Here is a 20,989-nt window from a genome sequence, read left to right as displayed (position 1 = left end):
TGCCTACAAAGTTATTAAGAATTCATTAATAATTTGGAGTTTACATCTATTATATATATCTTTGCAAGTAAATACTGATTAGATACCTTATATATGAAACAATTTTTCAAGTTCGTCTTTGCTTCTTTTTTCGGAATGATGTTGTTTAGCATCGTTACAGGTTTCTTTGCTCTTTGTGGCATTGTTGGCATGATTACGTCACAAGATGCCACAAAAGAACCAGAAGAAAACTCTGTACTGGTATTGAACCTTTCAGGACAACTATCCGAAAGAAGTGATAATAATTTTCTTAGTCAGCTACAAGGTACTCAAGTAAATAGTCTGGGACTTGACAATATGATTGAAGGGATCAAAAAAGCAAAAGACAATGATAATATCAAAGGAATATACATCGAGGCTGGTGCCTTTGCTGCTGATTCATACGCATCAATGCAAGCTCTTCGCAATGCACTGTTAGATTTCAAGAAAAGCAGGAAGTGGATTATCGCATACGCAGATACTTACACACAAGGAACATACTATCTTTCGTCTGTTGCAGATAAAGTTTATCTTAATCCACAAGGTCAGATTGATTGGCATGGACTTGCTTCTGAGCCCGTGTTTATCAAAGATCTTTTGGCAAAGTTTGGTGTTAAGATGCAGGTTGTTAAGGTGGGTGCCTACAAGAGTGCTACTGAAATGTTCACAGGTGACAAGATGAGCGATGCCAACCGCGAGCAAACATCAGCTTATCTAAATAGTATTTGGGGCAATATCACAAAAGAGGTTGGTGCAAGCAGAGGATTATCTGTAGCACAGTTAAACGCCTATGCTGATAGTATGATTACCTTTGCAGATCCACAAGAATATGTTAAACTTAAACTTGTTGATGGCCTATTATATACTGACCAAATAAAGACTGTTGTCAAGAAACAGTTAGGGATTGATTCTGACGACGATATCGAACAGGTTACAATCGCTGACATGGTGAATACGGAAGCGAAGAACCAAGGTGATGAAAACAACAAAGTGGCTGTTTATTACGCTTATGGCGACATTGTAGATGGTGCCGTAGGAGGTCTTTTCTCACAAGGTCACCAGATTGATGCCCAAGTAGTTTGTAAAGACTTAGCGGATTTAGCGAAAGATAAAGACGTAAAAGCTGTTGTCATACGTATCAATTCTGGTGGTGGTTCGGCTTACGCATCAGAACAGATATGGCACCAGATTATGGAAATGAAGAAGTTAAAACCAGTTGTTGTAAGCATGGGAGGAATGGCTGCGTCAGGTGGTTATTATATGTCGGCACCAGCAAACTGGATCGTCGCTGAGCCTACAACAATCACTGGCTCAATAGGTATCTTTGGTATGTTCCCCGACGTAAGCAATCTCTTTAGGGAGAAATTGGGACTGAAATTTGATGAGGTAAAGACCAACAAGTATGCTGATTTTGGCACACGTGCACGTCCTTTCACAGAAGAAGAGATGTCATATCTCAGCCAGTATGTGAACAGAGGTTATAAACTCTTCCGTCATCGTGTTGCAGAAGGACGCAAGATGACAGATAATCAAGTGGAGAAAATTGCACAGGGACACGTATTCACAGGACAAGATGCGCAGAAGATTGGACTCGTTGATCAACTTGGTGGATTAGATGTTGCAGTTGCAAAAGCTGCTCAACTTGCTAAACTACCAAACTACAGGACATCAGCATATCCAGAGGCTGACGACGTCTTGGACCAGATACTAAAGCAGGTAAAACCTGACACCTATCTGAGCGATGAACTACGTGCAAACTTAGGCGACTATTATGAGCCATTTACACTTTTGAAGACAATTAATCAACAAAGTGCTATTCAGGCTCGTCTGCCTTTTTATCCTAACATCCATTAATTAGATATGGAAGGAGATCACATCAAAATAAACAAATGGCTCATACCGCTTAGCTGGCTCTATGGATTGGCAGTCGGTCTGCGCAACGAGCTATTTGAGTTGAATATTCTTAAGACACGACGATTTGGCATCCCTGTTATATCTGTCGGGAACATCACTGTTGGGGGCTCTGGAAAGACCCCTCATGTAGAGTATCTTATCCGATTATTGAAAGATAAGATGAAGGTAGCTGTACTTTCTCGTGGATATAAACGTAAAAGTCGTGGTTATGTTTTGGCTGACGAGAACACACCCATGCGTGAGATTGGAGACGAACCCTATCAGATGAAGACGAAGTTTCCTGACATTCGCGTTGCAGTAGACAAGAATCGTTGTGAAGGAATAGACAGGTTAACATCAGATGAAGAGACAAAAGATGTTGATGTTATTCTATTAGATGATGCTTTTCAACATCGTTATGTACAACCTGGAATTAATATTCTATTAGTTGATTATCATCGATTAATCATCTATGACAAGCTTCTTCCTGCTGGTCGACTTCGTGAGCCATTGTCAGGAAAAAATCGCGCAGACATAGTGATTATCACTAAATGTCCTAAAAGTCTTAATCCTATAGACTATCGTGTGTTGAGTAAAGCAATGGAGCTTTACCCTTTTCAACAGCTTTATTTCACTACTTTAGATTATTGTGATTTAGAGCCTATCTTCAATAAGACACGAAACATACCACTTACAGAGATAAGAGGAAAGAATATTTTGCTGCTTGCAGGTATCATGTCGCCTAAACAGTTAGAGTTAGATTTAAACTCTTTTACGGGTAACAATGCACTGACTACCCTCTCTTTCCCCGACCATCACGCATTTACAACAAAGGATATAAACCGAATAAATGAGACCTTTGCAAAAATGCCTGAGCCTAAGTTGATTGTCACAACAGAGAAAGATAAGGCACGACTAATCGATGTTGATAAATTATCAGAAGAAGTAAAAGCGAACATATATGCGCTCCCGATTAAAGTAAGCTTTATGCTTGATAAGGGAGAGACATTTAATCAAAAAATCATATCTTATGTACGAAAAAATTCAAGAAACAGCATCTTGGCTAAAAGAGAGGATGACCACAAGTCCAAAGACAGCCATCATTCTGGGCACAGGCCTCGGACAATTAGCTTCAGAGATAACTGATAGTTATGCCTTCTCATATCAAGATATACCTAATTTCCCTGTATCTACTGTAGAAGGTCACGCTGGAAAACTTATATTCGGTAAGCTTGGAGATAAAGATATCATGGCCATGGAGGGTCGTTTCCATTTCTATGAAGGATATAATATGAAGGATGTAACCTTCCCCATCCGTGTTATGCACGAATTAGGTATTGAGACGTTATTTGTTTCTAACGCTTCTGGCGGTATGAATCCTTCGTTTAAGATTGGCGATTTAATGATTATTACCGATCATATTAATATGTTTCCAGAGCACCCACTACGTGGACGAAATTTTCCTACAGGTCCTCGTTTTCCTGATATGCACGAGGCTTACGACCATAAACTTGTAGAACTTGCAGATACTATTGCTAAAGAAAAGAATATCAGAGTTATGCATGGAGTGTATATGGGAGTACAGGGTCCTACCTTCGAGACACCTGCAGAATATCGTATGTACCATAAGATGGGGGGTGATGCAGTAGGAATGAGCACTGTGCCAGAGGTTATCGTTGCTCGACACAGTGGCATAAAGGTATTTGGTATCAGTGTGATTACCGACCTTGGCGGCTTTGATGTACCAGTAAAGGTCAGCCACGAAGAAGTTCAGGAGGCTGCTAATGCAGCACAACCACGTATGACAGAAATCATGCGTGAAATGATTAAGCGCTCATAGCACATATCTAATAAGACTATATCAAGACGTTCTTTAATCTATAAGCAAATAGATAAAGAACGTCTTAGACTTTTTATCACAAAGCAATTAACATAATCAATGGAAATAAAAGAACTTGGTGAGTTTGGACTTATCGACCGTCTTACAAAAAATATTCAACCAATTAATAACTCTACCATTATGGGAGTGGGTGACGATGCAGCTGTTTTGAATTATTCAAACAAAGAAACACTCGTCTCCTCACAAATGTTCATGGAAGGAGTACAGTTTGACTTGACTTACATCGACATGGAGCATCTTGCTTATAAGGTGGCTATGATTGCGATGAGTAATATCTTTGCAATGAATGGGCAACCACGTCAAATCATCGTGTCTTTAGGCTTGGGAAAGCGATTTAAGGTGGAAGACATCGAGCAGTTCTATGCAGGACTGAACAAAGCTTGTACCAAATGGAATGTAGACATCGTAGGAGGTGATACCACATCTTCGTACACAGGACTTGCTATCAACATAACTTGTATTGGTGAAGCAGCTAAAGAAGATATCACTTATCGCAGTGGTGCAAATGAGACCGACCTTATCTGTGTGACAGGCGACCTTGGTTCTGCTTATATGGGACTACAAATTCTCGAACGAGAGAAATCTGTTTACTATCAGCAAGTGCAAGAGTATAATAATAAGGTGAAGGAAGCTCAAAACAATAAAGACGAGAGGCGACTCGAAGCACTACGCCAAGAACGTGCAGCCATTGAAGATTTTCAACCTGACTTTGCTGGGAAAGAATATCTTATCGACCGCCAGTTGAAGCCAGAAGCACGTGGCGATATTCTCAACCAACTACGAGAAGCAGGAATACATCCAACAGCCATGATTGATATCTCTGACGGATTGGCAAGCGAACTGAAACATATTTGCGAAAAGAGTCACTGTGGTTGTAGAGTTTATGAGAAGAATATCCCTATTGATTATCAAACTGCAGCAACCTGCGAAGAATTTAATATGAACCTTACAACAGCTGCATTAAATGGTGGAGAAGACTACGAACTTCTTTTTACAGTACCAATTGGCGACCATGAGAAGATTGATAAGATGGAGAATATCAGACAGATAGGTTATATAACAAAGGAGAACTTGGGTTCATTCCTTATCGCTCGAGATGGAAATGAATTCGAGTTAAAGGCGCAAGGATGGCCTATTACAAAGGAATAACCAACTTGTTAAAGGATGTAAATATCGGCAATTTTCTTTATAAAAGTTTGGAGGAATAAAATAAAAGTACTACCTTTGCATCGCAATTAAGAAATAGCAACACTGCTTCTTAAAACAAAGCAAGATATAGATGGTGCCATAGCTCAGTTGGTAGAGCAAAGGACTGAAAATCCTTGTGTCCCCGGTTCGATTCCTGGTGGTACCACTCCTCCTTTCATCAGGGCGGTTCTCGTAAGAGGCCGCTCTTTTTTTATTGTCCTAAATTGCTTTTTTTCAAACACTTACCATCCGCCATTAACGAACAATTACCCCTAAATCATTATCATCGAAACAATAGAATAACGGAGTATTGACAATCAATAACGCATGTAGTGATAATAAACACACAAATTCTCAAATAGCCGTTAGCCTCTTCTTCAGCCTTCAAATATAAAAGACTTACTCTACAAGAGAATTATAAAAACAGTATCAGAAAAAACAATCTTTCGAAGTAATGAGCGATAAAGTTGACTTTCACTATATAAACTAATATTGATTTTCTCTGTAAAAGAGTAAAAGCACACTACCAATCCTCTCCTTATAGCCTTCTATCAAAGGACAAGGCTCATCCTCAAACTATCTTTGAATAGAAAAAACAATAATTATTATCCTCTCCTCCTAAGCAAGATTTATTAGATGTAATGTTATTTTACGAGATGCCAAAACCAACTCATACTTTATAGGAAAGCAATCTTTATTTCCAAACAGCTACAACTATAAGGTTTCTACACATCTTATCATTCTATCATTTATTCTCCTCCATTGCTAATAAAAAGTCACGACATATTTTCATGAACTTAGTTACGAACAAGAGTAAAATTCCTCGTTATAATCAAACTGACAACTAACTTGAAATCAATTAGTTAAAAGCTACAAAGGAGAAGGTGCCTAATTAGGCTCAAGAAGGGCGTTAACAATACCCAAGAGGAGCATTTTCTTGAACCTTAAAGGGCATGTTCTTAAACCACAAAGGATAACTACTTAGTTGGAAGAGTACGAAAAAGACTTTACAATAATACCAGGTGTAGTTTTATAACGATGATACTAATCCTACCCTCTCCCCTACCCAACCCTATAGTTTTTACAACTTAACCCATGTTATACGGATAGTCTTTATCTATGAACGTGACGTTCATTGCCATGCCCATTAAAACCAGCCTAACTTTAGAATCATCACCTTGTTATGCCTTTACTTATTTCTCTAATAACATAGCCATTATTCTTTATTGCACTCGCACAAATCTCTCTATAAACCTTTTGATAACTCCATCGCAATCGAATGTAACCAACAAGTCCATCTTCTGTACATCGTTAATAACACAATTCAGCCAAAATTAGATTTGCTGTCACATCTGTCACACGCAATCAACGTCTAACTTACTAATACACAGTAGGTTTACATGAAATGTTAAATGTGACAGCAAAATGAATTTAAACTTTTCTTGTAAAATAGAGTGTTATATCGTCATGACCTTAGTAGACATTACCATACCATTGTCATGGTAGTACTCAAAATAATAATAAATAGTAAAGCAAAGTGAAATAAATAAAGCCATTTATTTGTATCTTAGCATGATAAGGCTGCTTCTAAGCTACTTGAAAAGTAAAATCAACCCAGCTTACTCATTGTTATAAGCTAATACGTCAAGAGCGGAAACACTTCCCCTACTCCCATATTTTTGCTGCAAGCTTTACAAACTCAACCTTACCCTCTATGTAATCAGCAAAATATTCAAGGGCAGGAACACCGTCAGGCAGATTACACGACCCACAACCGCCACATGAGGGTGCCTTACAGTGGAAACGTTCTTGGATGAATTCAATCCTTTCTTCGCGATCAGAAAAATCTATTTGTGGTGCTAACATTGTTATTCTAATTAATTGATGAGAGTTAATCCATATTTATTTACAAACAGAAAAAACTATACAAAGAACCTTATCGATAATAACCTTATTTGTTAAATACTATGATTAAATAAGCAAACATTACAATAACACGTCCTTCAACTGCGTAAAGAACTCTAATTTCAACAAATGAGGATGTTCGTACTCCTCTATCACCTCATGTTGCCAAGTTGTATGAAAAGGTATATGAGCAGCCCACCCCCCAAGTTTTAGTACAGGCTCTATATCCGAACGGAAAGAATTTCCAACCATCAGTAGCTGCCCTACACCAATCGAAAAACGTTCGCACAACTGATGATAAGACTTCTCCGTCTTATCTGAAACAACTACAATATCCTCAAAATATGGGGCCAAACCCGAACGATGAAATTTATTCTCTTGATCAAGTAATTCACCTTTAGTAAATACTACTAAATGATATTTATCTAATTCACGCAACACCTTCAAAGTTTCAACGACTCCTTTCATAGGCTTAGCTGGCAATTGAAGAAGGCCTTTTCCTAATGCTAAGATTCGTTTAACTTCCTCTGCTTTTAGTTTCCCATCACTTATCTCTATTGCATTCTCCAGCAATGACAATATAAAAGCCTTACTACCATACCCTAAAAGAGGCATGTTAGCCGTCTCAACAGCAAAGAGAGCTTTTGAGATCTCATCTGCATAAGAATAGGAGTTTAGTATCTCGCAATATTCTCTCTCCACTGCCTCAAAGTAAGTTTGACACTCCCATAGTGTGTCATCAGCATCAAAGGCTATCAATGATATATCTTTCATAACTTTCTTGTTTCGAACTGCAAAATTACATTATTTATATATACTACAACCATAAAAACCATATAAAATACACTATAAAGACAAGAGACTGAACAAAAATAAGCGTAAATCATGCTGATTTCCTATATAATGATACGACAATAGAGGTCAACTTATGAAAAACGAATAACCATCCTAATAAAATTAAAAGAGCTCATTCATAAAAAAAATATTTCGTCAGATAAAATCATCGCCAACCCTTTTGTACGTCTACAATACGGACGAAAAAACATCAAAAATTAGTAATTTCTCCAATATTTTTTAGTCGAATAATCTTTTGTCGATTGAATACTTTTAATTAAATTTGCAGCACAAAGTTTATCAAAACGGGAAACTTTTGAAAGTTGAAAACATAAAAAGTTTTCCAAAACTGACAACTTCTAAAGAATAAATTGGTATCAAACTTATATTTTTTTGAGGATAAATACATATAAAATAATAAACGTCTAAAAACTAAAATAGCAATGGAAATAAAGAACTTCACAATCACTAAACGTGATGGTTCAAAGGAAAGATTCTCCCTCGACAAAATCATGAACGCCATACTCAAGGCTTTTGAAAGTGTTAACGTACCAACTGATTTAGGTGTATTATCTAAGATTATCTCTAATCTTGATATTCAAAATGACATCAAGGTAGAAGACATCCAAAACCAGGTCGAATTGGCATTGATGAAAGAAGGATATTACAATGTAGCAAAGAGCTTCATTGTTTATCGTCAGCAACATACAGAAGACCGCGAAACACTGGAGAAGATGAAGTTCCTCTCAGACTATTGCATTGCCACCAACGCTGCCACTGGTTCAAAGTTTGACGCCAATGCTAATGTCGAACACAAAAACATTGCAACACTTATTGGCGAACTTCCAAAGCAAGGTTTCATCCGTCTCAATCGAAGACTACTCGTTGATCGTATCAAGAAGATGTATGGTAAGGACTTAGCTGATGAATATATCAATCTCCTAACCCACCACTTTATATATAAGAACGATGAGACTAACCTTGCCAACTATTGTGCTTCTATCACAATGTATCCATGGCTTATTGGTGGTACAACCTCTATCGGAGGAAATTCTACAGCCCCTACAAATCTAAAAAGTTTCTGCGGTGGATTTATAAACATGGTCTTCATGGTCTCATCTATGCTTGCAGGTGCCTGTGCGACACCAGAGTTTTTGATGTATATGAACTACTTTATCCAGAAAGAATATGGTAAAGACTATTGGGAACATGCCGATGAGGTAGTTGACTTGAGCGTCAGAAAACGTACGATAGACAAGGTTATTACAGACTACTTTGAACAGATAGTCTACTCCTTGAACCAACCTACGGGAGCACGTAACTATCAAGCAGTTTTCTGGAATATCTCTTATTATGATCGTCCTTACTTTGAATCACTCTTCGGGAACTTCTATTTCCCTGATGGTTCACAACCAGACTGGGAGAGTTTGTCATGGTTACAAAAGCGATTCATGACTTGGTTCAATCAAGAGCGTCTAAAGACTGTTCTCACCTTCCCTGTAGAAACAATGGCTTTGTTAGCAGAGAATGGTGATTGTAAGGATAAGGAATGGGGTGACTTTGCCGCTAAGATGTATTCTGAGGGACATAGTTTCTTCACATATATGAGTGATAATGCTGACTCACTCAGTTCATGCTGCCGTCTGCGTAATGAGATTCAAGATAACGGCTTCTCCTATACACTCGGTGCTGGTGGTGTCTCAACTGGATCAAAGAGTGTATTGACAATCAACCTCAATCGCTGTATTCAGTATGCAGTCAACAACAACCTTGATTACAAGGAGTATCTGACGCATATTATCGAGTTGTGCCATAAGGTACAATTAGCATACAACGAAAACCTCAAGGAGTTACTGCGTAATCACATGCTCCCACTCTTTGATGCTGGATACATCAACATTGATCGCCAGTATCTCACCATTGGTATCAATGGTCTTGTAGAAGCAGCAGAATTCATGGGACTTGACATCACACCGAATGAGGACTATAAGAAGTTTGTACAGACAGTACTTGGATTGATAGAAACACAGAATAAGGCTTTCCGTACAAAGGAAGCTATGTTCAACTGCGAGATGATTCCTGCAGAGAATGTAGGTGTAAAGCATGCTAAATGGGACTCCGAAGATGGCTATTTCGTTCCGCGTAACTGCTATAACAGCTATTTCTATCGTGTAGAAGACAATTCACTGACGATTCTTGACAAGTTCAAACTGCACGGAGCACCATATATTGAACATCTAACTGGTGGTTCTGCACTTCACATGAACCTCGAAGAGCATCTTTCTGAACCACAGTATCGCCAGTTGTTGCGTGTCGCTGCACAAGAAGGTTGCAACTACTTCACATTCAATATTCCTAACACTATCTGCAATGACTGCGGTCATATCGACAAACGTTATATGCACGAATGTCCACATTGCCATTCTAAGAATGTTGATTATCTCACTCGCATCATTGGGTACATGAAACGTGTTAGTAACTTCTCTGTACCTCGCCAAGAGGAAGCACACCGCCGTTTCTATGCAGGAGAAGATAAATATACAGTTAATACAACAAATGAGAAGTTATGTAAAGAAACGGTTACTGAAACCAAGAACGCATAACAGACATTATTGTAAAAGCGTTTTAACTTACTAATAGGGTTGACAGACTTCACGTCTAACACCTTAAAATTATTTACGGACACACGCTTATGTGTGTCCGTATTTGTTTGTATTCCTCTTCATAGATTTCATGCTGCAACATTCAAAAATAAATCCAAGTATCCACAAAACCACTTATTTGACACACAACACTATTATAAAAAAGTTCACCCTACTACCAATAAAGTAACTAATCTTTTATTTTGGTGTCCTCGGATTTGGAGCATTACTCTTGAAACCTAAAAAGAGCTATTCCACATTTATAATCATCAATTTTACTGAGGTCCATCCAATCTGCTTCAGATTCATGCAACGAATGGAATGTAAGTACACATGACTCTCTGTCTATGGTTAATATAATTTCATATCCACATTTTATTTCTTTAAGTATATTCTCCAGTCTATCTGCAAAAATAAAAGCATTTGATACAATATCCTTACGGCAAAAATCCTCAATGTGGACATTATTGAGAAAACATTCATACGCCGTCATATCATCAAACATATCTAATGTTATATGTGGATTATTGACATAAAAACGTTTAAAGAAAACACATTGTCCATTAACAGTGATTCCTTCTTTTAAAAGATTCGCAAGTCCTTTGGACAGCTTATTTGAAATAGGCTGTCTTTTCAGAAGGAACATCATTTTTTTATTAAATACTATCATCTTCAAATATATTTTTGTCCTTGTTTTATGGTACTTTGGGCATCTTTGTTCTCGAGTCATTAGTGTCCCGTTAAAATCGGGATATTAATGATATATTATATTTTCCATTATCGTTTGTAATTCCGTAACACACAACAAAGTGATTCTGGGTCCAATATAAAATACAAGGAAACATACCTTCCTCTACTATTTTTTCAAAGAAAAGAGAAAGCCCCATAGTTTCAAAACCAATATATTGGACACACTCATCTATACCTCGCATAGTTACCCCATATCGAGATATATGACAATGCTTTCTCAACATCTCTGCAGAATAAGCAATACCATAAATTTGAGCAATCATACGCAATGAAGCTGGACCACAGTCCGAAGCATCAAGCTGTTTAAAATGAGGAAAACGAGGAGGCATTATAAATATATATGTGCTGTTAGGCTAATGGATAATGGGCGAAGATAATACTCTGAATAGTAGTTCTCCATATCTCCAATAGAGCGAGATCTATAACTGCGGATATTCGTGAGATTATCACCGTTGAGGTTGAATTCCACCTTCTTTGACAGCTTAAATTGCAGACTACTACCCATGAAAAGATAGTCTTTACGTTCTGAGGTCAAGCTGCTATTATGTGTATGACTGGCGTGGAGACTCAAGAATAGACGCGAAGAGCACAAGCGGAGGCTCAATTCAGCACGCTGACTTAGTTCGTCGAAGGTGAATGTATGTTGAGGACTCGTCGAACATTGTCGCTGCCATGTGGCTCTATAATCCAAGCGATATCCACTCGCAATATCGAAAGCCAGTGTACCTTGAAGGGCATAGCCTGTGGTGCGATAAGTGGTGAGTACCGATTGGCGCAACATTTCACTCTTCCCCCATGAGCGCGTAGCCGAGAGTTCTATTTGTAGTGTATGCCAATCAATGTCCTTGCGTCCATAAGCCGTCAGCATGTAACGATTACTATGATTGGGCATATATACTGCCTCGACAATCGTATGCGCCTGCGCATCAATGGTAGTTCCGTAGGCGATGTCACTCCACGAACGCTGCCAATTGCCCTCCAAATGGGCAAACACACTTGTGAAGATGTCTTTGAATGCCACTTTGAAATAAGCGCCTGCATCGTAACTGTTGTCGAGTGTAGCACGATAGCGCGAAAGGCTGCGATAGTTTTGCATCACGTTGGCTGTGAGAAGTTTTCTCCAAGGAGTCTCGCTGGCTGAATAGTGAGCATTAGCGTTGAGCGTAAAGTTATCAGTGGCTTTCCAATGTAAAGAAAACGAAGGTTGCAAATATAAATGCAAGCGGTGAGCATCCGTTTCCTCGCCCTCAATAGCAGCGTTGTGGAGGGCGGTGTAGGTCAAAGCTACGGGTACACTGAGCTTGGATTGGAAAGCACCACTCGTGTATTGTGCCACAGGTCCCAAATCTACACTGGCATGCATGTGATTCATATCTCCATTAGGAGCCACAGGTGTATTGGGATGAGTGAGTGCAGAAGTGAGTATAGTATAGCTGGTATTCAAATTTCCCGAGGAGGAAAGTGTCCATTTGCTAGAACGAAGGCCGCGCAACAATCTAAAACTATTGATTGTGGAGATAGCAGTGATTTCTATGTCTTGATGAGCAGCCCTCTCGCCAGCAATGATAAGGGTTTGTGGTGTCTTTGAAACTCGATTAGTAGAGGTCCACTCAAAACCTCCTCCCTTTGCCGTACGGTACACCCAATGGGTGCAATTGGTCACTCCCAACGAACGATAGTGCAAGGTTTGTGAAATGGAGGAATCTCCGATAGTTTCGTTCAACATCGAGGGTTGGTACTGATGGGCGGAAAGAATATCTCCTCGCCCCTCATTCCACCGTCCCCAGAGCGAGAACGTATTCTTGAGATAGCGCTGCTGAAAGTTCATCTCGTAGATGAATTGTACATTCGCCGAATGAGTGTGCGTGCGATCGGCTATATCTTCCATCAGCAACTGCTTCACACCATTCGGCAAGAAGTAAGTAGTTTGTGAGAAAGAGTGCCCTCTCGAGAAGTTATGACTGTAATTGAAGTTGTAGTTTATCGTAATGCTGTCGGAGAGCTTTGCCAAATTGTTGAGATTGATGCTATGGCGATAGCCAAACAAACTATTGCCTATTGGCGATGAGGAGTGTTCCACAAGTGAAACCATACGTGAGTTTCCCTCTGAGGAGAAACCATAATGGTCAGTGCCAATCTCTATGGAACGTCCCAGATTGTCACCACTATAACGCAACATATGCTGCTTGCCCTTACCGAAGTACATAGTCTGGAGCATAGCCTCCCACAATGTTTGATCGTGATTGTGTCCAGCACCTAAATTGGCAGATTTGCTCCATATCCCCTTGGCTTTATCTTTAAGTTTTAGATTGATCGCTGCACGCTCGGAGGGAGTTTGATCCTTTCGCGAACGAATATGTTCGTGATTTTCTAATACCTGTACTGTGGCGACATCTTCGGCTTTGATACCCTGTGTGGCAAGATTATAACGTCCCTGCAACATGTCAAGGTTTTCAATGTAGAAATGGTTGATAGGGTTGCCTTGATATTTAATCACTCCATTGTCCTCAATGGTGATGCCAGGCAGTTTCTGCAGCACATCACCTATGGAACGGTCTTTTCCACGCGTGTAGGCAGAAACGAGATAGTTGAGCGTATCGCGATTCCCCCACAGTTTTTGCGACTTAACCACGATTTCACGCAGTATTCTGTTTTCTTCCTTGACATGGAAGTCAAATGTTTGCGAATGCGCTTTTATACGAGTCGTTTTCCGTTTGATATTAAAGCCTGAGATACTAAGGAGCACTTCGCTGAGTTGAGTCGTAGCCTTTAGGGTGTAGAAACCTTGTTTGTCAGTTGTCGTATAGGCAACAATACTGGAGTCCGTTGGCTGAAGCAGAGTCACAAGAGCTCCTACGACCTTTTCAGTACCGCAACGAGCCTGTCCATTCACACTTATTGTCTGTGTCTGAGCATTCACAGCACTGAGGGGGGCAACTAAGAGAAGTAAAAAGTACCAAAAACGAGTCATATAATGATCAGAAATCTAAGGGTTGAAATTTAGCAGGTTTCATCTCAATCGGTGTCCCTCCTAATACAACCAATCCCTCTATCACTGCCATACTTTCTATTTCTGTAGGCTTAATGTAATACGATGGATTAGAAACGTAGTTCGGATTCCCAAAGATGCGATTGCGTAACTTAACAAATTTGGCACGTGCAGACTTTATACTACTTTCTGGCACAGTGTAAGTAATAGCTTCTTTCACGTTTTCTACCTTACTACATTCAAAACGATGAATACTGTCGGCTGACATCGCACGGACAATCAGACCAGGCAGACCTCCTAATCGCCATGGACCAAAACGAGTGGGCAGTTTTTCGGTAAACCATGCCATCCACTCCCTTCCTCCATACGTTCCAGTTGCTTTCTGACAAGGTAGTCCGCAAATGGTATCGCGTTCGGTTAGTAACGTCCATTTTATCTCGACCATCTTTTCCGTGGTCAAATAGTGATAAGGTGGAATGGTCTCGACAGATGTTATATTTCCCTCAGGATAGTTCTGCCAAGTCGTGGGCACATAGAGTAGTTGCTCACTCCTGTCATTTTCTCCATCGTGGCGCTTCTGTCCCATAGTGCACGCCATATCTTGAGCTACTTGCAGGGTAAGCCCATAGTTCACTATATGATTTTCTCCCTTATTGTCAGAAGTCCGGCAAGTATAATCATAATGGGCAACTAAAAAAGTAGAAGCGATGCTATCTTTGACTTGTCCATAGAGCATCACAGAAAAACTCCAAGACATCAAACAGAATGTAATTTTACGTAACATTGTTAGGATTGTTGTTAAAGTTGAACTTATTGTTACACCATACTCATACGAGCATGGTGCAACAAACTAAAATTAGGCGATGTAGCAATAACCCCCTGTGAATGATCCAATAGATCCATAGGCACAGGAGCCTTGATACCCTTCGTAATCACATGATCCAGAGCATGAACTTTGTGAAGAGTTGAATGAGCAGGTCTTGTCGTTAGCACCACCTACAATTTCAATCATCATCTCATTGTTGAGTGGCTTACAAGATGAAGGCAAGGTGAAATTTTTTAACTTCTTCATTTTTATTTCAGATTAAAGGTTTACTAATAACACTAAAGTTTCCCACCCTAATAAATAAGATAGAAAAAACAGTTTGTCGAATTTTCTTTGTAAATTAGTAATCGCTAAACGACTGATTTTAAAGACAAGACAACAAAACTATTATGGAAGCAAAAATAAAGAAAATAAGCGAGTTATCCAAACTTTTGAATGTTAAAACACGAATGAGTGATGATTTATTTCATCTTTTTGATAAGTTTGGCATTGGTCACTTGTTATCTTGCCTGTCATTGGAGAAACGCTTGGGGTGACGCCCCAACACCTTATGGATACAATCAGCGGTAATAACAAAGCGATGTCCAAAATCCTCGTAATGGCTGAAGCATTGGGAAAACGGGATGAAGTATATGGACACACAGCATAACTTCAGTTAGTCATGTGTTAAAAGTCAATGGATATAGGGGAACGACTGGCAAAGGGGAATGAGAAAAGACAATGTTTTAAGGGGGTGGGAAACTTTAGTTATTTATTACCAAGCCATATTCTTTGACTTAATTACAAACATCAAAAATATAGGATACTTAGTCAAACATAATTTTCTCCATTTTCTTTTTTATATTAATAGGACATTTATCATAAGGTAGAATCCGTTTGCGATATACATATCCAAGGTATGCACTACCATTTTTAGAGTAGGCCCTATACCAATCTCCGTCTAAAACAGGCGTATACAAAAAAATATCATTTTTCAATATTTTACCTTTAACCCTATACTTTTTAGAAGGCCCCTCTCTAACGTAAGTAAAGCCGTCAGAGTCATTAATAATCGCTGGAAATTTCATATAATCATCTCTATCTACAAGACTGAGCCCATTTCCATCATATATAGAATTAATATCAGAATATTTAAAGCTACGAGGTGATTCTGTATTCACCATAAAATATAGTACTTTATTCCCTAAATTAACTTCTACAACAGAGTCAAGGGGGTTGCCATAGCTAAATATACACGCTTTTTTTATCGCATCAAAAATTATTCGCTCATTCTTTCCTTGGTAAAGGGAGCTAATAGAATAATTACAGTCTCCTATCCCAATGTAATCTTTATTATGATACGTACTAAGAACTTTATAAAGATCATATAAACAATCCTTAGCTGAGTGCTGCGCATACATAGAAAAGAAACACATGAATGATAAGAGGGTTATCGTTATATATCTTTTCATAATCAAATATTTTACTTATATGTACTTAACAAAAGTTTCCCACCCTAATAAATAGAAAAATAACAGTTTGTCGAATTTTCTTTGTAAATTAGTAATCGCTAAACAACTGATTTTAAAAACAAGACAACACAACTATTATGGAAGCAAAAATAAAGAAAAAAAGTGGGTTATCCAAACTCTTGAGTGTTAAAACTCGGATGAGTGATGATTTATTTCATCTTTTTGATAAGTTTGGCATTGGTCACTTGCTATCTCGCCTGTCATTGGAGAAACGCTTGGGGTGACACCCCAACACCTTATGGATACAATCAGCGGTAATAACAAAGCGATGTACAAAATCTTTGTAATGGCTGAAGCATTGGAAAAATGGGATGAGGTATATAGACACACTGCATAACCTCAGTTAGTCATGTGTTAAAAGTCAATGGAAATAGGGGAACGATAGGCAAAGGGGAATGAGAAAAACCTGTGTTTGAAGGGGTGGGAAACTTTAGTTACTCATGTATTCCTCCCCATTCATTTTATAATTCATTTTCCTTTGTTTTTGGTATTGCAAAAGGTAAGGAATCTATCCCAGCCTTTATACCTAATCTTTTACACGTTGATAACCAGATGATTATTGCAATAATTCCCGATTTGGAGCATTAACGAAGCATTATCTTTCAAGTATTCTTCGTTTTGCATTTTCAAGTACCTCGAGAAATTCATCCAACATAAATGATTTTTTTTCATCAAGACAAAATTCAATCACAAATTTTTCTGTTTCTTTGTTGACTTCGGCAACCATTTTGTTTTCATACCAGATTTCCGCCACAAGATTGTCTCTATCAGGAACACTTGACAGTTCTATATTAAATTTACTCATATTTTTATTCTAAAAATCCTATAAATATTTTGCCACCACCACTAAATCTTGCACATTGCCCTCCTGGAATTCTATATCCAATACATCTCCAAATCTAACATGATGCCTTACAGTATTGATAGCATTAGATTTAGTTACTAAAGTTTCCCACCCTAATTATTTTGCCTGTTTTCAAATTTACCTTTCTTGTCAATTTGATTTCGGACTGTATTACAAACTCCTCAATTTTATTTTTAGATTAATATTCTCCAAAATATTCGTCTTTTTGACAACTTATAATGTGGGCACAATCTCTCTATCTTCGTATATAGTCACATTATCTCTAATTTTTTTCGGCCAATATAGCAAATTCTTCAAAACTATAACACTCTTCTTCTTTCTTCAAAAGAAAACTTCGCGAGTAATCCACAAAACTTTTGTAAAAACCACACTAATGATTTTTACCCCATTTACATTATATATAGAATAATCCCAATCTTTCTGTTGCACTAACTTCTTCATCTTAAAATCTCTTTAACACTGTAATCAATATCTTTTATCATACCTTCCGTTTTAATAATAGCTTCTGTTGGTAAGGCAGTATTTCCAGACACTTGCAGCATATATTTAACATCGAACTATCTCTGGAAATCTTCTATTTCATTTATCAAAGTGCTATAGCATCTCAACTGAGTAAATTCTTTTTTTTGTTTTATCCTTTCATAGAGATTACTATAACTAAAGTTTCCCACCCTAATAAATAGATAGAAAAATAACAGTTTGTCGAATTTTCTTTGTAAATTAGTAATTGCTAAACAACTGATATTAAAGACAAGACAACAAAACTATTATGGAAGCAAAAATAAAGAAAATAAGTGAGTTATCCAAACGTTTGAGTGTTAAAACTTGAATGAATGATGATTTATTTTATCTTTTTGGCATCGGTCACCTGTTATCTCGTCTTTCATTGGAGAAACAGGACGGGGTCTCGGCTTCGCAAGCAACTTGTTAACTTGTCCACTCGTTCACTTGTCCACTTACCATGTTACTTTATCTTTGATACAAGCAACTTGTTCACTTATCTACTCGTTGACTTGTCCACTTACCATGTTACCAATTGAAGTATCGAAATCACATGATAAAGATAAAAATAGAAATGTAGACCCCCAGAATTTGTTTTTAACAAAAAGATTAAGTAAATTCGCACTTGGTACTTGAATCTACCGTTAAGTTCAATAGGGTAAAATAAGTTAATAAAATGACTATAAAGGAGATTGAATATTTGAAGAGTGGTAGTTATGTATATATATATGACAGATGGCTGAAACTTAGCTGTAATGATGAGTATAGGATAGTTTATACTAATGATCCATTTTTTTTAAGTCTGGGCTTTAAGAAATCTGGTGATTATTATAAATTATATCTCTCACGTGAATCTGTTTACGAATTCACAGCTATTCGCAAATATATTTATTGCATATTTTGTGGAGGGAAGTATACTCCAAATGAAGTTGTGAAAAACGGTAAGATTATTTTATTCCCTGATATAGACACCCAAATACACATCTTAGGTTTTCGAGATAAAGGAGAGCATTATATTGAAATTCCTTATGATAAATTCATAAGCGAAGTAACTGATGTTTGGGAAGAACGTACCCCCATTGAGGGTTTTAAATTTGATGTAGAGCCAATTGTTTATCTTAAGAAAGATGGTATTTGGTTGGTAGAGGAGTAAAACAAGGACATTAAGTTGCATCTTTCAAAAAATAGTTGTGGGGGCATAAGATTCAAATCAAAAGATATTCCTGAAAATATTGTTATCCCCAAAGGTGGTACTTTTGATGATTAGGATTATCCTTTCACTTCACATAGTTTTACAGCTGGAATAAAAGGAAGAATAGAGGTGCCAGAATTTACAATACCAAGAGATCTTGGAGTTTTTATTGAAGATGGAACTGAAATTTGGAAGATAACACGTGATGGTAAGCAAACTTTATATGCAGTATTCGAAAATAAAACTTTTAAAATAGTTGATCAATGAAAATAAAAGCACCAAGTAGAAGGCGCATTCTTTTTGAAGGAGAAGAAATGTTCTTAACAGAATATTGTGATGATAGCAATATGTGGTTTTGGAAAATAATAGGAGAGAAGCCTTTTTTAATAGAAAAGGGCTTTAAGGAACAAGGGACTTTATACACCCTATCATTTCCTCAAGAAAGGAAATATCCTTATTCCGCCTATGAAAGTCGCATGTATTGCATTTACTTGGGGTACAAGTATGAAGTTGAGAATATATGGCATGGATTATTCATACTATCCCCAACGAACGTAAAACGAGAAGACACCTTAAGCTAAATGACCATGATGATAGCCGAATAGAAGTTCCTTATGAGGAATTCATAGCTTCATCTCCAATTATTTGGGAAGAGCGAAAGTCTATTTCTGATTTTGTTTTTGATGTAGAACCATTAGTTTATCTGTTCAAAGATAATTCATATATTGAAGAGAATCTGCATGGTGCATGGTATAAGAGAAACATCAAATAAAGCGCGAATGAATAACAGTAATCCGATTTAAATATGAAGATACCTCACAGATACTTGTCATCCCTACTTCAGAAGATATGAATTATCCATTTACAGCACATGGTTTTACAGCTGGAATAAAAGGAAGAATTGGGGTGCCAGAATTTACGATGAAAAAAGGTTCTAAAATATCCATTAAAGATGGAACTGAAATTTGGAAAATCACACGTGATGGTAGACAAACTTTATATGCAGTATTCGAAAATAAAACTTTTAAAATAGTTGATCAATGAAAATAAAAGCACCAAGTGGAAGTCGCATTCTTTTTGAAGAAAAAGATATGTTCTTAACAGAATATTGTGATGATAACGATATCTGGTTTTGGAAAATAATAGGAGAGAATCCTTTTTTAATAGAAAGGGGCTTTAAAGAGCAAGGAGGTTTATACACCCTATCGTTTCCTCAAAAAAGGAAATATCCTTATTCTGCCTATGAAAGTCGCATGTATTGCATTTACTTGGGGTACAAGTATGATGTTGAGAATATATGGAATGAATTATTCATACTATATCCAAATGAACGTAAAACGAGAAGATACTTAAAGTTAAATGATCGTGATGATAGTCGAATAGAAGTTCCTTATGAGGAATTCATCGCTTCTTCCCCAATTATTTGGGAAGAGCGAAAGCCTATCTCTGATTTTGTTTTTGATGTAGAACCATTAGTTTATCTGTTCAAAGATAATTCATATATTGAAGAGAATCTGCATGGTGCATGGTATAAGAGAAACATCAAATAAAGTGCGAATGAATAACAGTAATCTGATTTAAATAAGAAGATACCTCACAGATACTTGTCATCCCTATTTCAGAAGATATGGATTTACCTCTGGTAACAATGGTAGATTAGGAATACCTGAATGAAATTTGTTACAAAGGATAGATTTTGAAGATGGTGCTGAACTTTGGGGAGTTTTTCAATGATGGAAGAGAAACGCTGCGAGCAGTGTATAAAGATGGAAAGTTTAATACAATAAAATAATTTTGTTATATGGTTTTAAAGGATGTTAGTTATTTAAAGAGGGACAATTATATATATATGGGCATTGGTTGAATATGGAATTAAGCCAGGAGTTTGATACCCCCTATTGGAAGATTTTTACTAAAAACGATTTCTTTTTAAAATTAGGGTTTAGGAAAGAAGGTAATTATTATAAGCTATACA

General features: G+C 37.5%; 20 protein-coding genes, 1 tRNA gene and 1 pseudogene. 13 read left to right on the top strand and 9 right to left on the bottom strand.

The annotated features are described in order from the left end of the window. Nucleotides 1-93 precede the first annotated feature (93 nt). From sppA to AXF23_RS14190, 5 genes are all read left to right on the top strand, one after another. Nucleotides 94-1,872 carry a signal peptide peptidase SppA gene (gene sppA / locus AXF23_RS14210; RefSeq protein WP_107625925.1) on the top strand — a complete coding sequence of 593 codons (1,779 nt, stop codon included), beginning with the start codon at nt 94-96 and terminating at the stop codon, nt 1,870-1,872. A gap of 6 nt (nt 1,873-1,878) precedes the next feature. Further along, complete coding sequence (lpxK, locus tag AXF23_RS14205; protein WP_107625924.1) at nt 1,879-3,057, top strand: tetraacyldisaccharide 4'-kinase; 1,179 nt, start codon at nt 1,879-1,881, stop codon at nt 3,055-3,057. Then, the gene (locus tag AXF23_RS14200) at nt 2,987-3,751 is read left to right on the top strand and encodes a purine-nucleoside phosphorylase (RefSeq protein ID WP_233251339.1); all 765 of its coding nucleotides are present in this window, start codon (nt 2,987-2,989) and stop codon (nt 3,749-3,751) included. The genes lpxK and AXF23_RS14200 overlap by 71 nt, the downstream gene beginning before the upstream one ends. Before the next feature lie 99 nt (nt 3,752-3,850). After that, nucleotides 3,851-4,960, top strand: a complete 1,110-nt coding sequence (locus tag AXF23_RS14195) for a thiamine-phosphate kinase (protein ID WP_107625922.1) — start codon at nt 3,851-3,853, stop codon at nt 4,958-4,960. 132 nt (nt 4,961-5,092) lie between these two features. Next, nucleotides 5,093-5,165, top strand: a tRNA-Phe gene (locus AXF23_RS14190). Nucleotides 5,166-6,664: 1,499 nt separating this feature from the next. Here AXF23_RS14190 and AXF23_RS14185 read toward each other — a convergent pair. Then, a complete protein-coding gene (locus tag AXF23_RS14185; protein WP_107625921.1) occupies nt 6,665-6,865 on the bottom strand; it encodes a hypothetical protein in 201 nt (66 codons plus the stop codon). A 120-nt stretch (nt 6,866-6,985) separates the two neighbouring features. Continuing rightward, entirely contained in the window at nt 6,986-7,678 is a 693-nt protein-coding gene (locus AXF23_RS14180; RefSeq protein WP_107625920.1) for an HAD family hydrolase, read from the bottom strand. Between the two features lie 503 nt (nt 7,679-8,181). Between AXF23_RS14180 and nrdD the strand changes: the two genes are divergently transcribed. After that, a complete protein-coding gene (gene nrdD, locus AXF23_RS14175; protein ID WP_107625919.1) occupies nt 8,182-10,341 on the top strand; it encodes an anaerobic ribonucleoside-triphosphate reductase in 2,160 nt (719 codons plus the stop codon). Nucleotides 10,342-10,606: 265 nt separating this feature from the next. Here the strand turns inward: nrdD and AXF23_RS14170 are convergent, their stop codons facing one another. The 5 genes from AXF23_RS14170 to AXF23_RS14150 form a co-directional block, all read right to left on the bottom strand. Next, nucleotides 10,607-11,050, bottom strand: coding sequence for a hypothetical protein (locus AXF23_RS14170; RefSeq protein ID WP_107625918.1), 444 nt, complete (start codon nt 11,048-11,050; stop codon nt 10,607-10,609). Between the two features lie 70 nt (nt 11,051-11,120). Then, the gene (locus AXF23_RS16650; protein ID WP_107625917.1) at nt 11,121-11,459 is read right to left on the bottom strand and encodes a cysteine peptidase family C39 domain-containing protein; all 339 of its coding nucleotides are present in this window, start codon (nt 11,457-11,459) and stop codon (nt 11,121-11,123) included. Beyond that, nucleotides 11,459-14,050 (bottom strand): hypothetical protein, encoded by a 2,592-nt coding sequence (locus AXF23_RS14160; protein WP_233251338.1) that lies wholly within the window; start codon nt 14,048-14,050, stop codon nt 11,459-11,461. The genes AXF23_RS16650 and AXF23_RS14160 overlap by 1 nt, the downstream gene beginning before the upstream one ends. Before the next feature lie 58 nt (nt 14,051-14,108). Beyond that, on the bottom strand, nt 14,109-14,903 hold the full coding sequence (locus tag AXF23_RS14155; protein WP_107625915.1) for a GLPGLI family protein: 795 nt from the start codon (nt 14,901-14,903) through the stop codon (nt 14,109-14,111). 72 nt (nt 14,904-14,975) lie between these two features. Continuing rightward, nucleotides 14,976-15,191, bottom strand: coding sequence for a hypothetical protein (locus AXF23_RS14150; protein ID WP_107625914.1), 216 nt, complete (start codon nt 15,189-15,191; stop codon nt 14,976-14,978). 143 nt (nt 15,192-15,334) lie between these two features. Between AXF23_RS14150 and AXF23_RS14145 the strand changes: the two genes are divergently transcribed. Next, complete coding sequence (locus tag AXF23_RS14145; RefSeq protein WP_304598331.1) at nt 15,335-15,481, top strand: hypothetical protein; 147 nt, start codon at nt 15,335-15,337, stop codon at nt 15,479-15,481. 270 nt (nt 15,482-15,751) lie between these two features. On the opposite strand, the gene AXF23_RS14135 is transcribed toward AXF23_RS14145, so the two are convergent. Further along, nucleotides 15,752-16,396 carry an SH3 domain-containing protein gene (locus AXF23_RS14135; protein ID WP_107625913.1) on the bottom strand — a complete coding sequence of 215 codons (645 nt, stop codon included), beginning with the start codon at nt 16,394-16,396 and terminating at the stop codon, nt 15,752-15,754. Nucleotides 16,397-16,533: 137 nt separating this feature from the next. Between AXF23_RS14135 and AXF23_RS14130 the strand changes: the two genes are divergently transcribed. Further along, nucleotides 16,534-16,680: a hypothetical protein gene (locus AXF23_RS14130; RefSeq protein WP_304598330.1), complete on the top strand. Its 147-nt coding sequence runs from the start codon at nt 16,534-16,536 to the stop codon at nt 16,678-16,680. Nucleotides 16,681-17,051: 371 nt separating this feature from the next. On the opposite strand, the gene AXF23_RS14125 is transcribed toward AXF23_RS14130, so the two are convergent. Beyond that, the gene (locus AXF23_RS14125) at nt 17,052-17,261 is read right to left on the bottom strand and encodes a hypothetical protein (RefSeq protein WP_107625912.1); all 210 of its coding nucleotides are present in this window, start codon (nt 17,259-17,261) and stop codon (nt 17,052-17,054) included. An 829-nt stretch (nt 17,262-18,090) separates the two neighbouring features. Here AXF23_RS14125 and AXF23_RS14120 point away from each other — a divergent pair. The 5 genes and pseudogenes from AXF23_RS14120 to AXF23_RS14100 form a co-directional block, all read left to right on the top strand. Next, a pseudogene (locus AXF23_RS14120) lies at nt 18,091-18,240 on the top strand (IS4 family transposase); the annotation flags it as partial. A 258-nt stretch (nt 18,241-18,498) separates the two neighbouring features. Beyond that, nucleotides 18,499-18,975, top strand: a complete 477-nt coding sequence (locus AXF23_RS14115; protein ID WP_107625911.1) for a hypothetical protein — start codon at nt 18,499-18,501, stop codon at nt 18,973-18,975. Nucleotides 18,976-19,277: 302 nt separating this feature from the next. Further along, nucleotides 19,278-19,595 carry a hypothetical protein gene (locus AXF23_RS16425; protein WP_233251337.1) on the top strand — a complete coding sequence of 106 codons (318 nt, stop codon included), beginning with the start codon at nt 19,278-19,280 and terminating at the stop codon, nt 19,593-19,595. A gap of 268 nt (nt 19,596-19,863) precedes the next feature. Beyond that, a complete protein-coding gene (locus AXF23_RS14105) occupies nt 19,864-20,058 on the top strand; it encodes a transposase (RefSeq protein ID WP_107625910.1) in 195 nt (64 codons plus the stop codon). Beyond that, entirely contained in the window at nt 20,055-20,564 is a 510-nt protein-coding gene (locus AXF23_RS14100) for a hypothetical protein (RefSeq protein WP_107625909.1), read from the top strand. Before AXF23_RS14105 ends, AXF23_RS14100 begins: the two co-directional genes overlap by 4 nt. Nucleotides 20,565-20,989: the final 425 nt, after the last annotated feature.

It is taken from the genome of Prevotella sp. oral taxon 313 (assembly GCF_003043935.1).
GTDB lineage: Bacteria > Bacteroidota > Bacteroidia > Bacteroidales > Bacteroidaceae > Prevotella > Prevotella jejuni.
This window is presented reverse-complemented; position numbering and strand designations above follow the sequence as displayed.